Here is a 13,603-nt window from a genome sequence, read left to right as displayed (position 1 = left end):
TTTAAACTAACATCACTGTTTTGAAATTTTTGAGCAATTTTTTAAAGCTCATATGATTATATTTTTCTTAAGCCTAGGCCCTGTAAGGGCTAGGCTTGAAAACCAGTGCTTAACTTATCATACCGTTTAGATTTGAAAAGCCCCTATAAGCACTTTTTTTGGGTTTTTTACTGCTTTTTCGGTGTTTCGACTGAAAAACTATCAACTGGGTGTACTAAAGCAAGCTTTAATACCTCATCAATCCATGTCACTGGATGAATATCAAGACCCGCCAATACGTTGTCAGGTATTTCTTTTAAGTCACGTTCGTTAATTTTAGGAATAATGACCGTTTTAATACCACCACGATGAGCCGCTAACAATTTCTCTTTTAAGCCACCTATTGGCAATACTTCACCACGTAAAGTGATTTCACCAGTCATGGCCACATCTGAACGCACCGGATTCCCCGTAAGGCTTGACACTAAACAAGTGACCATAGCAATACCCGCACTTGGACCATCTTTAGGGGTTGCGCCCTCAGGTACATGCACATGAATATCGCGTTTTTCATAAAAATCACTGTTGATGCGTAGCTGATCGGCGCGATTACGAACGACGGTCATCGCTGCTTGAATCGACTCTTGCATAACATCACCTAGTGAGCCGGTGTAAGTGAGCTTGCCTTTACCGGGCACTGCTGCACACTCAATTGTTAATAAATCACCACCGACTTCGGTCCATGCAAGGCCTGTAACTTGACCAATACGATCGCCGTCTTCTGCTTTACCGTAATCAAAGCGTTGCACACCTAAGTACTTTTCAAGATTGTCTGCATCGATAACAATTGTTTTGGTATCTTTTTCAATTAAGATATTTTTAACCGCTTTACGACATAGTTTAGACACTTCACGCTCTAAGTTACGCACGCCCGCTTCACGGGTGTAGTAACGAATAATGCCAATAATGGCACTGTCGGCAATATCAACTTCTTTTGCTTTTAAGCCATTACGTTTGACTTGTTTTGGGATTAAATGCTCTTTAGCGATATTAAGTTTTTCATCTTCGGTGTAACCCGACAAACGAATTACTTCCATACGATCCAATAGAGGGCCTGGAATATTAAAGCTGTTCGAGGTAGCTACAAACATCACATCAGAGAGATCATAATCAACTTCAAGGTAATGATCGGCAAATTGACTGTTTTGTTCAGGATCAAGTACTTCCAAAAGTGCTGATGCAGGATCGCCACGCATATCCGCTGACATTTTGTCAATTTCATCTAACAAAAATAATGGATTTTTGACGCCCACTTTTGTCATGTTTTGAATTAGCTTACCGGGCATAGAGCCAATGTAGGTACGACGATGACCACGAATTTCAGCTTCGTCGCGCACCCCACCTAACGCCATACGAATATACTTACGGCCCGTTGAGCGTGCAATTGATTGCCCTAGCGAGGTTTTACCGACCCCTGGTGGTCCCACCAAACATAAAATGGGGCCTTTAAGTTTATTAGTACGTTGTTGTACCGCGAGGTACTCAATTATGCGTTCTTTTACTTTATCAAGCCCATGGTGGTCGCTATCTAATATTTTTTGCGCACCTGCTAAGTCTTTTTTAACTTTAGAGCGCTTTTTCCACGGTACATTAATTAATGTATCTATGTATGAGCGAACCACGCTTGCCTCTGCCGACATTGGCGACATCATTTTTAATTTATTAAGCTCAGCAGTTGCTTTTTCACTTGCCTCTTTAGGCATACCCGATTCTTCAATGCGTTTTTTCAATGCTTCAAATTCATCAGGCACATCATCGATTTCGCCAAGCTCTTTTTGAATCGCTTTCATTTGCTCATTAAGGTAATATTCACGCTGCGACTTTTCCATCTGCTTTTTAACGCGAGTACGAATTTTCTTCTCAACTTGCAATAAGTCAATTTCACCTTCCATCAACGCCATTAAATACTCTAAGCGCTCTGTAACGCTTGATATTTCGAGTACTTTTTGTTTTTCAGGCACTTTTAATGGCATGTGAGCGGCCATAGTATCGGCAAGACGAGCCGGCTCATCTATGCCAGAAACAGATGTCATTACCTCAGGTGGAATTTTTTTATTTAATTTTACATAGCCCTCAAATTGGCTCAATGCACTGCGAATGAAGATATCTTGCTCTTCATCATTCACTGAATCAGATTCAATAAATTGTGCCTTAGCAACAAAAAAATCTCCGTTATCGACAAACTCTTCAATATTTGCGCGTTGCGTGCCCTCTACTAATACTTTTACTGTACCATCTGGTAACTTTAATAATTGAAGTACAGTGGCAATAGTACCAATACGATAAATATCATCTTGCTCAGGTTCATCTACGGATGCATCTTTTTGTGCAACCAAGAAAATTTGTTTGTCTTTATCCATTGCCGCTTCTAGGCATTTTATTGATTTTTCACGGCCTACAAAAAGCGGAATTACCATGTGTGGATATACCACCACATCGCGTAGTGCTAATACGGGGATTTCGACTCGATCGTTTCTCTCAAGCGTCATTATATTTTCTCTTTGCACTTCATTTATTTAAAGATTACTCATGTATATGGGGATAACCTAATTAAAGTTCAACAATTTTTGCCAACTCGATTAAATTAATTATAAAAAAAGGAGCCAATGGCTCTAATGCCGTTCACTTAAGGTGAGCGGCTTTTTTATTTCTAGCGTACCGCTGCGGTCTTGGCTTGACTGAGCGAGGGAAACTTCGCTCCCTTCGAGGCTCTAGAATTAGGCTTTCTGCCATCGTATAAAAGTATTTTAACTGACGTGGTATGGCCCCTGGGGTTGAATAAGGTAATCCAACAAGCAACCTCATTATTTGAGCTAAACTACCATTGAAACTCAGTTGGTACGGTAAATAATCACCTTTTAATGTGTGGCACATTTTTACCATCTGATATCGCACCATATTATAAGTAAGCAACACTCCCCACAGCTCTTGCTTTACAAGCGCTGGTAAGCGACTTCTTAATGTTAATCGATTACCCAGCATATATTGCTTTTGTTCGCGATAACCAAGCTCTATCTCCCAGCGGTGACTGTATATATCGCCTATATCGGCTGATGGATATCGCATCGGATCTGTCATCGATGTCATCACACTGTATGATTTCCCCTTTATTTTTCGAGTCACTAACCTCGCTATTAAGGTATCAGGCAGCGTTGGCCACATTTTGCTTGCTCTTGGGTTACTGCTAAGTTGGACTAATTTATCATTACGCCCTAATGTTTGAATAACGTTATATTGCACATTTTTTTTCAGGGGGATTAGCCAATGGCGTTTACTGCCAGTCGTTTGCCATTTATGTAAAAGCCCTAAAGAATAGAAGCCTTTGTCGAATAAAGTGAGACTGTTATCGGGTGTGGTTTCTATAAGCTTTTCAGCCAGCACCATTTCATTGACCTTGTAATCATCAAAAGCGCTCCCCGTTATTAAATGGCTGCTCAGCTCCATTTGACACACCATTCTGACCTGTGGGTATTGTGTATTGGCCGGTTTTGTAAAGGCCTCATTATTTTGGGGGGAGTCATCCGTACGCCAAACAACACCATCGACACCAAGCAAAGTAAGCCCATTCCAATGAGGGTGATTAGCGTCATCATTCCAATGTCTTTGGGTGCATTCAAATAAGGCTTTCATGGCGGCTTCACCTAGGTTTTTACGACGCTGAGTTAAAGCACTTGGCGCAACAAATGGTTTTCCTTCTCGGTCAATAATGTCGAGCATATTAACGACATCGGCCATGGATTTGTCATTATAAATAACCATACCGATCAACAACCAAGCCATCGATTCTAGGGTTAGTTTTCTTTTTCGTAGTGTAACGGTTTCGGTCAGCGCATAGGCCTCTTCGATAAGGGATAAAGGGAGTAAATCTGCGAGTGTTTCAACTTCATTAGGTTTGATGTTGTTGATAATATCGAGAGCATTAGAAAGTTGCATAAAAAAATCCGAATTCTACAAAAGAATTCGGATTCTTACATACCTAGAAGATCGTTCAAGTGCTATTAACTATTTCTTAAATGATCGGCATTAGAGCCAATGGCTCCTTTTTTATATCAACTGCTCAGTTTTTAATCTGCGGCTGCTTTTTCTTGATTACTGTTGTCATAAATCAAGATAGGATCAGATTCACCCTTAATAACCGTTTCATCAACAACCACTTTGCTCACGTTATCAATTGAAGGCAACTCATACATAGTATTAAGCAATACCCCTTCTACGATTGAACGCAGGCCGCGCGCACCCGTTTTACGTTCCATTGCTTTGTGAGCAATAGCACGCAATGCGTCATCACGAAACTCAAGCTCAACATCTTCCATACCAAACAATACTGAGAACTGTTTAGTGATGGCGTTTTTAGGCTCACTTAAAATTTGTACCAGCGCAGCTTCATCAAGCTCAGTTAATGTAGCAACAACAGGTAGACGACCGATAAACTCTGGAATTAAACCATATTTAACCAAGTCTTCTGGCTCAACATCTTTAAATGTTTCACTTAAAGAGCGGCTCGCTGCTGACTCTTTAACATTAACCCCAAAACCAATACCGGTGTTTTTATGACTACGCTGTTCAATAACTTTGTCAAGACCTGAAAATGCCCCACCACAAATAAACAATATCTTCGACGTATCTACTTGTAAAAATTCTTGTTGTGGATGTTTACGCCCACCCTGTGGAGGGACAGATGCCACAGTACCTTCAATCAATTTAAGTAAGGCTTGTTGTACGCCTTCACCCGATACATCACGCGTAATAGATGGGTTATCTGATTTACGTGAAATTTTATCAATCTCATCTATGTAAACAATGCCACGTTGGGCTTTCTCTACATCGTAATCACATTTTTGTAATAGCTTTTGAATGATGTTTTCTACATCTTCACCCACATAACCTGCTTCGGTTAATGTCGTTGCATCGGCCATAGTAAACGGCACGTCGAGTAAACGTGCTAACGTTTCAGCTAATAATGTTTTACCACTCCCCGTTGGGCCAATTAATAAAATATTACTTTTACCTAGTTCAACATCTTGTTTTGTTGATTGGTTGCGTAAACGCTTGTAGTGATTGTAAACCGCTACAGACAATACTTTTTTAGCATGGTCTTGACCAATAACGTAGTCATCTAAGTGGTTACGAATTTCTTTTGGCACAGGCAATTTATCAACGGCATCATGCTTAGGCGCGATGTCTTTAATCTCTTCTCTGATAATATCATTACACAGCTCTACACATTCATCACAAACGTATACTGAAGGCCCTGCTATTAATTTTCGAACTTCATGCTGGCTTTTGCCACAAAAAGAGCAGTATAACAATTTATTACTTTTGTCGCCGTCTGTAGGAGTGTCAGACATTCAGCTACCTCATTTTTTACGTTGGCCACCAAACACTGATGGCTATTTTAATACGCTTTAACTATACCAAAATTTAATCTTTTTCGCATAGTAACTCTCATCAGCAAGCATTATTGCTTGCTGGCATACTTACTTGCTACCGCGATTAGTAAATACTGAATCAACAATGCCGTAATCTACAGCTTGGCTTGCACTCATAAAGTTATCACGGTCTGTATCACGTGAAACAACATCCAACGGTTGGCCTGTGTGTTCAGCCATTAGACGATTTAACTTATCTTTAATAGACAGTATTTCTTTTGCGTGTATTTCAAAGTCAGACGCCTGACCTTGGAAACCACCTAGCGGTTGGTGAATCATAACCCGAGAGTTTGGTAAACAAAAGCGTTTACCCTTAGCGCCACCAGAGAGTAAAAATGCCCCCATGCTAGCGGCTTGACCAACACAAATTGTACTTACATCAGGTTTGATGAAGTTCATTGTATCGTAAATAGCCATTCCCGCAGTGACTGAGCCACCCGGTGAATTAATATATAAGAAAATATCTTTATCCGGATTTTCTGACTCTAAAAATAGCATTTGCGCTAAAATTAGATTCGCCATGTTGTCTTCAACTTGGCCCGTTAAAAAAATAATACGCTCTTTTAATAGTCTCGAATAAATATCAAACGAGCGCTCGCCTTTAGCTGTTTGTTCAACAACCATAGGGACCAATGCGTTGAGAGGATCTGTCATACCAGTGTTCATACTTATTTAATTCCTTATGCGCTTATACTTATTCTAAGAAAAGCATAATGATCATTTTTAGCTAATTAAGAACCACAAACTAAAATGGCTCGGGCACACTGCATAAACAGAGTAACACGAGCCATTTAATCGTTAGCAAGCGCTTAAGTCAATGACTTATTATGCACCCTGCTGAGGATTCATGATGTCGTCAAACGCTTTTTCAACATCAGTGACAGTTGCTTTAGCTAAAATAGCTTCAACAGCTTGCTCTTCCATTGCTACATTACGCATTTGCTGCATTAGTTGATCATTCGCTTTGTAATATTCTACTACTTCTGTTGGATCTTCGTATGCAGATGCAACAGTTGCAATTAATGCTTCAACTTTAGCGTCATCAACTTTGATGTCATTCGCCTTAATCACTTCACCTAATAATAGGCCAGTTTTAACACGTGTTACAGCTTGTTCATGGAACAATTCAGCTGGAAGCTCTGGCATGTTTTGACCATTGCCGCCAAAACGTTGAGCTGCTTGCTGACGTAGTGCATCCACTTCTTGATCGATTAATGCTTTAGGCACTTCAACGTCGTTTTGCTCTAAAAGACCTTTGATTGCTTGGTCTTTAACGTTAGCTTTAACCGCTTGGTCTAGCTCACGGGTCATATTCTTTTTAACTTCTTCTTTAAGCGCGTCTACGCCGCCTTCGGTAACACCGAATTTAGTTGCAAACTCATCGCTTAATTCAGGTAATTCTTGCGCTTCAACTTTTTTCACTGTGATAGTGAATTGAGCCGCTTTACCTTTTAAGTTTTCAGCATGGTAATCTTCAGGGAAAGTTACATCAGCAACCACTTCTTCGCCTGCTTTTTTACCAACGATGTTGTCTTCAAAACCTGGGATCATACGACCTTGGCCAAGTTCTAATGGGAAGTCTTCAGCTTTACCACCTTCAAACTCTTCGCCGTCAATAGTGCCGGTAAAGTCAACTGTTACGCGATCTTTCTCGCCGGCAGCAGCCTCAACATCAGCCCAAGAAGCGTGTTGCTTACGAAGTGTTTCTAGCATGTTTGCTAAATCTTCGTCAGTCACTGCTACCGCAGGTTTTTCAACGGTGATTTTTTCTAAACCTTGAACTTCAACTTCAGGGTAAACTTCAAACGTGGCTGAAAACTCTAAATCTTTACCTGCTTCAAGTGCTTTAGGTGCAAATGTTGGTGCGCCTGCAGGGTTAATTTTTTCAGCAACAATTGCTTCAATGTAATTACGCTGCATGACTTCGCCAGCAACTTCTTGACGAACAGCTAATCCAAAACGCTTGTTGATTACTGATACTGGTACTTTACCAGCACGGAAACCGTCGATACGCTGCGTTTTTGACAGTTGTTGTAAGCGTTTTTTTACTTCGGTCTCAACGTTCTCTGCAGGAACGGTGATGGTCAGACGGCGCTCAAGGCCTTGAGTCGTCTCAACGGAAACTTGCATGATTTACCTCAATATTCAATTTTGGCGACTGTTCGCCTTCCTTACAAACAAAGTAACTATAGGCGTCTTGATAAAATTCAAGCGCTAAACTCAAAAAAAATCCGTTCTACCAGAAGATACCATTGCTGCTCTGCCCTTAGGCACTATATTATTAAACAAATATACGCGGCATTATAACCTAATATTTATGATAGTCGAGTGTAGGGGGCAATTATTTGACGCAGTTCTATGCAGAACAAGGCTAATTGAATAAAAAACAGACTAATAAATTATAATAGTGTTGTTATAAATTACGCTTTTAAGGAAGAGTTTAAATGTGTTTTGCTTTAGATGAGTGGTCGGCGATGCAGGATTTGAACCTGCGACCCCTTGGACCCAAACCAAGTGCGCTACCAAACTGCGCTAATCGCCGATATAAATTATTTTTTGAATACTTAAACTTTGCAGTTAAGACCACCTGTAAGAAAGTGGTCGGCGATGCAGGATTTGAACCTGCGACCCCTTGGACCCAAACCAAGTGCGCTACCAAACTGCGCTAATCGCCGATATTCTTTTGTAAATTGGGGTGACTGATGGGGCTCGAACCCACGACAACCGGAATCACAATCCGGGGCTCTACCAACTGAGCTACAATCACCACAGTATTAAACGTTTTCAAAATGGCGCACCCAGAAGGATTCGAACCTTCGACCGACGCCTTAGAAGGGCGTTGCTCTATCCAGCTGAGCTATGGGCGCATCGAAAACTTCATAGTTTACTAGTAAGTTAATTTGCTATGAATAAACATAAATTGGTCGGCGATGCAGGATTTGAACCTGCGACCCCTTGGACCCAAACCAAGTGCGCTACCAAACTGCGCTAATCGCCGATACTTACTATTGTTTGCGAGTGACCTCGTTGACAACGGGGTGCATAATAGTGATTTGGCTGGGTTAGGTCAAACGTTTTTTTTTAAAAACAAATCAATTGCTCACTTTTAGTTCACTATGGTCAAATATTACAATACAGAGGTAAAATTTAAACTCTTTTTTATAATTCCAGCACTTATTAATATAAAAGCAACTTGGCGCTTAACCGCTTTTCTGCGAAAATGGTCAGTGTGTTAAAAAATGAATAAGATAAGGGTGTATTCTTTTATCGGCATTTAACCCCTAAATATGCATCATTTTTTAAATGTATCGGTATCAAGTTAATTAACCTAATTAAAGGTCCCCCATGACGGCAAACATCATTGATGGAAAAGCAGTAGCAAAGCAAGTGCGCAGCGCAGTGGCTGAACGAGTATCAGCGCGGATTGCAAAAAATCTTAGAGCCCCTGGATTAGCAGTAGTGCTTGTTGGACAAGACCCAGCAAGCCAAGTTTACGTGGGTTCAAAACGTAAAGCCTGTGAAGAGGTTGGTTTTATTTCTAAATCATTTGATTTACCAGCAGATACTACAGAGCAAGCACTATTAGCGTTAATCGATGAATTGAATGTTGATGCTGAAGTGGACGGTATTTTAGTGCAACTGCCTTTACCCAAGGGCTTAGATGCAGAAAAAATTCTTGAGCGTATTACCCCACACAAAGACGTTGATGGCTTTCACCCTTATAACATTGGCCGTTTAGCGCAGCGTATGCCGGCCCTTCGCCCATGCACACCAAAAGGTATTATCACTTTACTAGACTCAACGGGTGTGCGTTATAAAGGCATGCATGCTGTGGTTGTTGGTGCCTCTAATATTGTGGGTCGCCCCATGTCACTCGAACTGCTATTAGCGGGATGTACAACGACTGTTTGCCATAAGTTTACTCAAGATCTAGAAATGCATGTACGTCGTGCTGATTTACTTGTTGTTGCGGTGGGAAAGCCTGAGTTTATCTCGGGTGATTGGATCAAAGAGGGCGCTATTGTCATTGATGTGGGTATTAACCGTTTAGATAACGGTAAATTAGTAGGCGATGTTGAATATACCGTTGCAGAGCAAAAAGCTGGCTTTATTACCCCTGTACCAGGTGGTGTAGGCCCAATGACGGTTGCCAGCTTAATTGAAAATACGTTAGAAGCATGTGAGAAATATCACAGCTAATAAACAAAAATAAAGCAATGAAGAGCCCACTTAATTGCGGGCTTTTTGTATCATCATTCTTCGCTTTATTAAGTCCAAGCCTTGTGGCAAAACCGAAAACACGATCATCAATAACATTATGGCATACTGCCAACTTGCATACTGCTCGTTGATCAACAACCCTGCGCATAAAATACCCGCGATTGGGTTGGCAATAGTACCAAAAGTAAATTCAACTACCGTCATTCGCCCTAATAACCACACATATAAAATATAAGCTAAAGCGGTGTTAGGCACCACCAACCAAAATAGCGCCAGCCATTGGGTTGTATTTATTTGTTCCGTTAAAAATTGATACTGCTGGGGAACAAAATAAAAAGCCTGTATTGCAGCAGCAATTGCTAGCAAACTGCCGCCAATGATTAATTGCCACGTTAATACTGTCCACCAGTGTACTTTCGCGGTTACTTTTTTCACTAAAGTACTGCCTATAACAATAGTTAATAACGCCCCTATCAGTGCTAATACCCCAACGACATTAAGTGCAACATGTTGGGGGTCAAATAAACGCCATGCTAAAACCACTAAAGCAAGGGCACAAAAACCCTGCACTAACGCCGGCTGTTGCCGCTTAACAAGCCATGCATATAATAATGCGACCACAGGGACTGACACCATACCTACACCTGCAATCGCAGCAGGTAAATTAATCGCCATGACAAAAATAAAACTAAAAAACAACGCAATATTGATTGCGCCGATTAAAAAAATGCCAGGCCACTGTTTAGCCGTTGGCCAAGAAGGTTTGAATAACAACAATAATAAACCGGCAGGAAGTGCACGTATGGCCCCTAATAAAATTGGCGGCCACTCTGGGGTTGCGTACTTAGTTACCGCATAAGTCGTTCCCCATAAAAAAGCAGGGATCATGGCAAGTAAAATATTCATTAATTTTCCATTTTTAAATTGATGAATGCGAGTTTAAAACCTCAACCATGATTGAGGTCAATAACCAAAAAAGGGTTACCGTATGGCAACCCTTTTTTGTGATCCGCGAGTTATGGCTAAATCCGCAAAGGCCAACAAACCCTAAGCTTTACGCCAAGTTGTTTTACCCGCTGAATCTTCAAGTATCACACCCAGAGCATTTAGCGCATCGCGAGCTTCATCCGCTGCTGCCCAATTTTTACTGGCACGTGCGTCATTACGTTTGACTATCAGTGCCTCAATTTGAGCCACTTCGTCATCGTTTTGACCGCCTTGTAAAAATGCCTCAGGTGCTTGTTGAGCAATGCCAAGTATTTCACCTAAGCTACGTAGAATAAAGGCTAAATGTCCTGCTTTTTCGCTATCACTTTCTTTTATACGATTTAGCTCTTTAGCCACTTCAAACACAACCGGTAATGCTTCTGGTGAGTTAAAGTCATCATTCATGGCTTTTCTAAACTTAGCCACATACTCATTACCCTCAAGCTCACATTCAACTGGCTCAACGCCACGTAATGCGGTGTAAATACGCTCAAGTGATGAACGTGCTTGATCTAAGTTTTCTTGCGAGTAATTAAGTTGACTGCGGTAATGACCTGATATTAAAAAGTAACGAACCGACTCAGCATCATATTGCTTTAATACTTCACGAACAGTAAAAAAGTTATCTAACGACTTAGACATCTTTTCTTTGTTCACTTGTACCATACCGGTGTGGATCCAAGTATTAACGTACTTGCCATTATTGGCACAGCACGATTGCGCAATTTCGTTTTCGTGGTGCGGGAACTGTAAGTCTGAGCCACCACCATGAATATCAAAATGCTCACCTAAGTGCTTTGAACTCATCGCTGAACATTCAATGTGCCAACCAGGACGCCCTGCTCCCCAAGGTGATGACCATGAAGGCTCCCCTGTTTTGGCTTTTTTCCATAAAACAAAATCAAGTGGGTCATCTTTATCTTGTGCTACTTCAACACGCGAACCTGATTGCAGCATGGTTAAATCTTGTTGCGAAAGCGCGCCGTACTGCTCAAAGGTAGAAACATCAAACAATACATCACCATCGGCTGCAACATAAGCATGGCCTTTGGTAATTAAGCGCTCAACCATAGCAATAATTTCGTCCATGTGACCTGTGACCGTTGGCTCAACATCAGGACGTAACATATTTAAGCTGTCAAAGTCTTCATGCATCGCTTTGGTCATGCGAAGGGTTAAATCATTAATCGCTTCACCGTTTTCATTGGCACGCTTGATTATTTTATCATCAACATCGGTAATATTACGTACGTACTTTAAATCGTAACCTAAGTGGCGAAGGTAGCGAACAATGACATCAAAACCCACAAATGTACGTGCATGACCAATGTGACAATAATCATAAATGGTGATACCACACACATACATGTCGATTTTTCCATCGACCATAGGTTTAAATTCTTCTTTTTGGCGTGTTAGTGTGTTGTATATTTGTACCATTTAGTTGCTTTCCTTCACGATTAACATAAAAGGCTATGTTACCACTTGCAAAGCCCCCGCTCTAGCGCTTTATACTATTGCAAACATCTACTTTGTTAATCTGGGTTAACTACGATAAAATAGCGCTAATATTTAAACCAGCTACAGGAAATCTCATGGTTGTTCTACACACAAATTTTGGTGATATCACTATTAAAATGTTTGAGCAAGAAGCGCCAAACACAGTAAAAAACTTTTTAGAGTATGCAAACTCAGGCTTTTATAATGGCACTATTTTTCACCGTGTAATTGATGGCTTTATGGTTCAGGGCGGTGGTTTTGCAACGGGCATGGAACAAAAAGAGGTAAACGATCCAATTAAAAACGAAGCTAATAACGGCCTGTCCAACACAGTGGGTACTTTAGCGATGGCGCGCACACCTGATCCACATTCAGCTACGGCGCAATTTTTTATTAACGTAAATAACAATGACTTTTTGAACCACAGCAGCGAAACATCGCAAGGCTTTGGCTACTGTGTGTTTGCTGAAGTGGTAGAAGGCATGGACGTAGTAAATAAAATCAAAGATGTAGCAACAGGTAGTAATGGATTTCACTAAGATGTCCCACTTGAAGATGTCATTATTGAAAGTGTCACTGTAAGCTAAATCCTTTTATTCTATGAATAAAAATACATAAGCGGGTACTCACCCGCTTTTATTTAACTGGAAACACCATGCCTAGCCAAACCTACTTTATTGCAGATTTACATTTGAGTGAAAATCGACCTGATATAACGGCGGCTTTTTTTCGTTTTTTAGAAACATATATTGTTTCTCAAAAAGTAGATGCTCTGTATATCTTAGGTGATTTTTTTGAAGTATGGGTTGGTGATGATTACGTTAGCAAGCTCTCAGCAGACGTTGCAAAGCAGTTAAAAGCAGTCAATAACTCAGGTACTCCCATTTATTTTGTGCACGGCAATCGCGATTTTATTATGCGTGATAAATACGCCAATATGGCGGGAATGACCTTACTCGATGAGCAAACAGTGATCGACTTGTACGGCACACCTACCGTTATTTTGCATGGCGATGAAATGTGCACGCAAGATACTGAATACCAAAAATTTCGGCGTAAAAGCCGAGGTTGGTGGTGGCCTAAATTGATGCTTGCAATGCCTTTATGGTATCGAAAAAAAATAGCCCGAAACGCACGCGAAAAAAGTAAGCTGAGCCAAGCAGGAAAACCGATTGAAATTCTTGATGTGGTGCAAAGCGCAGTACTAGAAACCTTTGCCAAACATAATGTCACTAATATGATCCACGGCCATACTCACCGCCCTAAAGTACACACCTATGAGGTTAATAGCCAAACCCTAACACGCACAGTATTAGGCGATTGGTATACACAAGGCTCATATTTAGTGGTTACACCAAAGTCGCAGGGATTAGTTTTTACACCATTGTAAAATACGAGCTGAGCTCGCAATAGTGTTAAATTAGGCT

The 13,603-nt window shown here is 40.9% G+C and carries 10 protein-coding genes and 5 tRNA genes; 3 read left to right on the top strand and 12 right to left on the bottom strand.

Annotated elements, in window-relative coordinates; all coding sequences use genetic code 11:
- Nucleotides 1-167: 167 nt before the first annotated feature.
- The 10 genes from lon to AC6H44_RS04370 form a co-directional block, all read right to left on the bottom strand.
- Entirely contained in the window at nt 168-2,528 is a 2,361-nt protein-coding gene (gene lon / locus AC6H44_RS04415; RefSeq protein ID WP_500737736.1) for an endopeptidase La, read from the bottom strand.
- A 133-nt stretch (nt 2,529-2,661) separates the two neighbouring features.
- Nucleotides 2,662-3,972, bottom strand: coding sequence for an IS4 family transposase (locus tag AC6H44_RS04410; protein ID WP_500737735.1), 1,311 nt, complete (start codon nt 3,970-3,972; stop codon nt 2,662-2,664).
- Between the two features lie 131 nt (nt 3,973-4,103).
- Nucleotides 4,104-5,387 carry an ATP-dependent protease ATP-binding subunit ClpX gene (gene clpX, locus AC6H44_RS04405; RefSeq protein WP_500737734.1) on the bottom strand — a complete coding sequence of 428 codons (1,284 nt, stop codon included), beginning with the start codon at nt 5,385-5,387 and terminating at the stop codon, nt 4,104-4,106.
- 129 nt (nt 5,388-5,516) lie between these two features.
- Complete coding sequence (gene clpP, locus AC6H44_RS04400) at nt 5,517-6,134, bottom strand: ATP-dependent Clp endopeptidase proteolytic subunit ClpP (RefSeq protein ID WP_008111041.1); 618 nt, start codon at nt 6,132-6,134, stop codon at nt 5,517-5,519.
- Between the two features lie 159 nt (nt 6,135-6,293).
- Complete coding sequence (gene tig / locus AC6H44_RS04395; RefSeq protein WP_500737733.1) at nt 6,294-7,598, bottom strand: trigger factor; 1,305 nt, start codon at nt 7,596-7,598, stop codon at nt 6,294-6,296.
- A 335-nt stretch (nt 7,599-7,933) separates the two neighbouring features.
- Nucleotides 7,934-8,010: transfer RNA gene (locus tag AC6H44_RS04390), tRNA-Pro, on the bottom strand.
- Between the two features lie 56 nt (nt 8,011-8,066).
- Nucleotides 8,067-8,143: transfer RNA gene (locus AC6H44_RS04385), tRNA-Pro, on the bottom strand.
- Between the two features lie 16 nt (nt 8,144-8,159).
- Nucleotides 8,160-8,235, bottom strand: a tRNA-His gene (locus tag AC6H44_RS04380).
- A 23-nt stretch (nt 8,236-8,258) separates the two neighbouring features.
- Nucleotides 8,259-8,335: transfer RNA gene (locus tag AC6H44_RS04375), tRNA-Arg, on the bottom strand.
- A gap of 54 nt (nt 8,336-8,389) precedes the next feature.
- A tRNA-Pro gene (locus tag AC6H44_RS04370) sits at nt 8,390-8,466 on the bottom strand.
- Nucleotides 8,467-8,813: 347 nt separating this feature from the next.
- Between AC6H44_RS04370 and folD the strand changes: the two genes are divergently transcribed.
- The gene (folD, locus tag AC6H44_RS04365) at nt 8,814-9,668 is read left to right on the top strand and encodes a bifunctional methylenetetrahydrofolate dehydrogenase/methenyltetrahydrofolate cyclohydrolase FolD (protein ID WP_500737732.1); all 855 of its coding nucleotides are present in this window, start codon (nt 8,814-8,816) and stop codon (nt 9,666-9,668) included.
- 30 nt (nt 9,669-9,698) lie between these two features.
- Here folD and AC6H44_RS04360 read toward each other — a convergent pair whose 3' ends face one another.
- Nucleotides 9,699-10,595: an EamA family transporter gene (locus tag AC6H44_RS04360; protein ID WP_500737731.1), complete on the bottom strand. Its 897-nt coding sequence runs from the start codon at nt 10,593-10,595 to the stop codon at nt 9,699-9,701.
- A gap of 141 nt (nt 10,596-10,736) precedes the next feature.
- Nucleotides 10,737-12,116, bottom strand: coding sequence for a cysteine--tRNA ligase (gene cysS, locus AC6H44_RS04355; RefSeq protein WP_500737730.1), 1,380 nt, complete (start codon nt 12,114-12,116; stop codon nt 10,737-10,739).
- 155 nt (nt 12,117-12,271) lie between these two features.
- Between cysS and AC6H44_RS04350 the strand changes: the two genes are divergently transcribed.
- Together AC6H44_RS04350 and AC6H44_RS04345 are read left to right on the top strand one after the other, a co-directional pair.
- On the top strand, nt 12,272-12,715 hold the full coding sequence (locus AC6H44_RS04350) for a peptidylprolyl isomerase (protein ID WP_500737729.1): 444 nt from the start codon (nt 12,272-12,274) through the stop codon (nt 12,713-12,715).
- 116 nt (nt 12,716-12,831) lie between these two features.
- Nucleotides 12,832-13,566: a UDP-2,3-diacylglucosamine diphosphatase gene (locus tag AC6H44_RS04345; RefSeq protein ID WP_500737728.1), complete on the top strand. Its 735-nt coding sequence runs from the start codon at nt 12,832-12,834 to the stop codon at nt 13,564-13,566.
- Nucleotides 13,567-13,603 lie beyond the last annotated feature (37 nt).

Source organism: Pseudoalteromonas sp. TAP-3C, assembly GCF_059888565.1.
The sequence above is the reverse complement of the archived record's forward strand: the minus strand, read 5'-3'. Positions and strand labels throughout refer to the sequence as shown.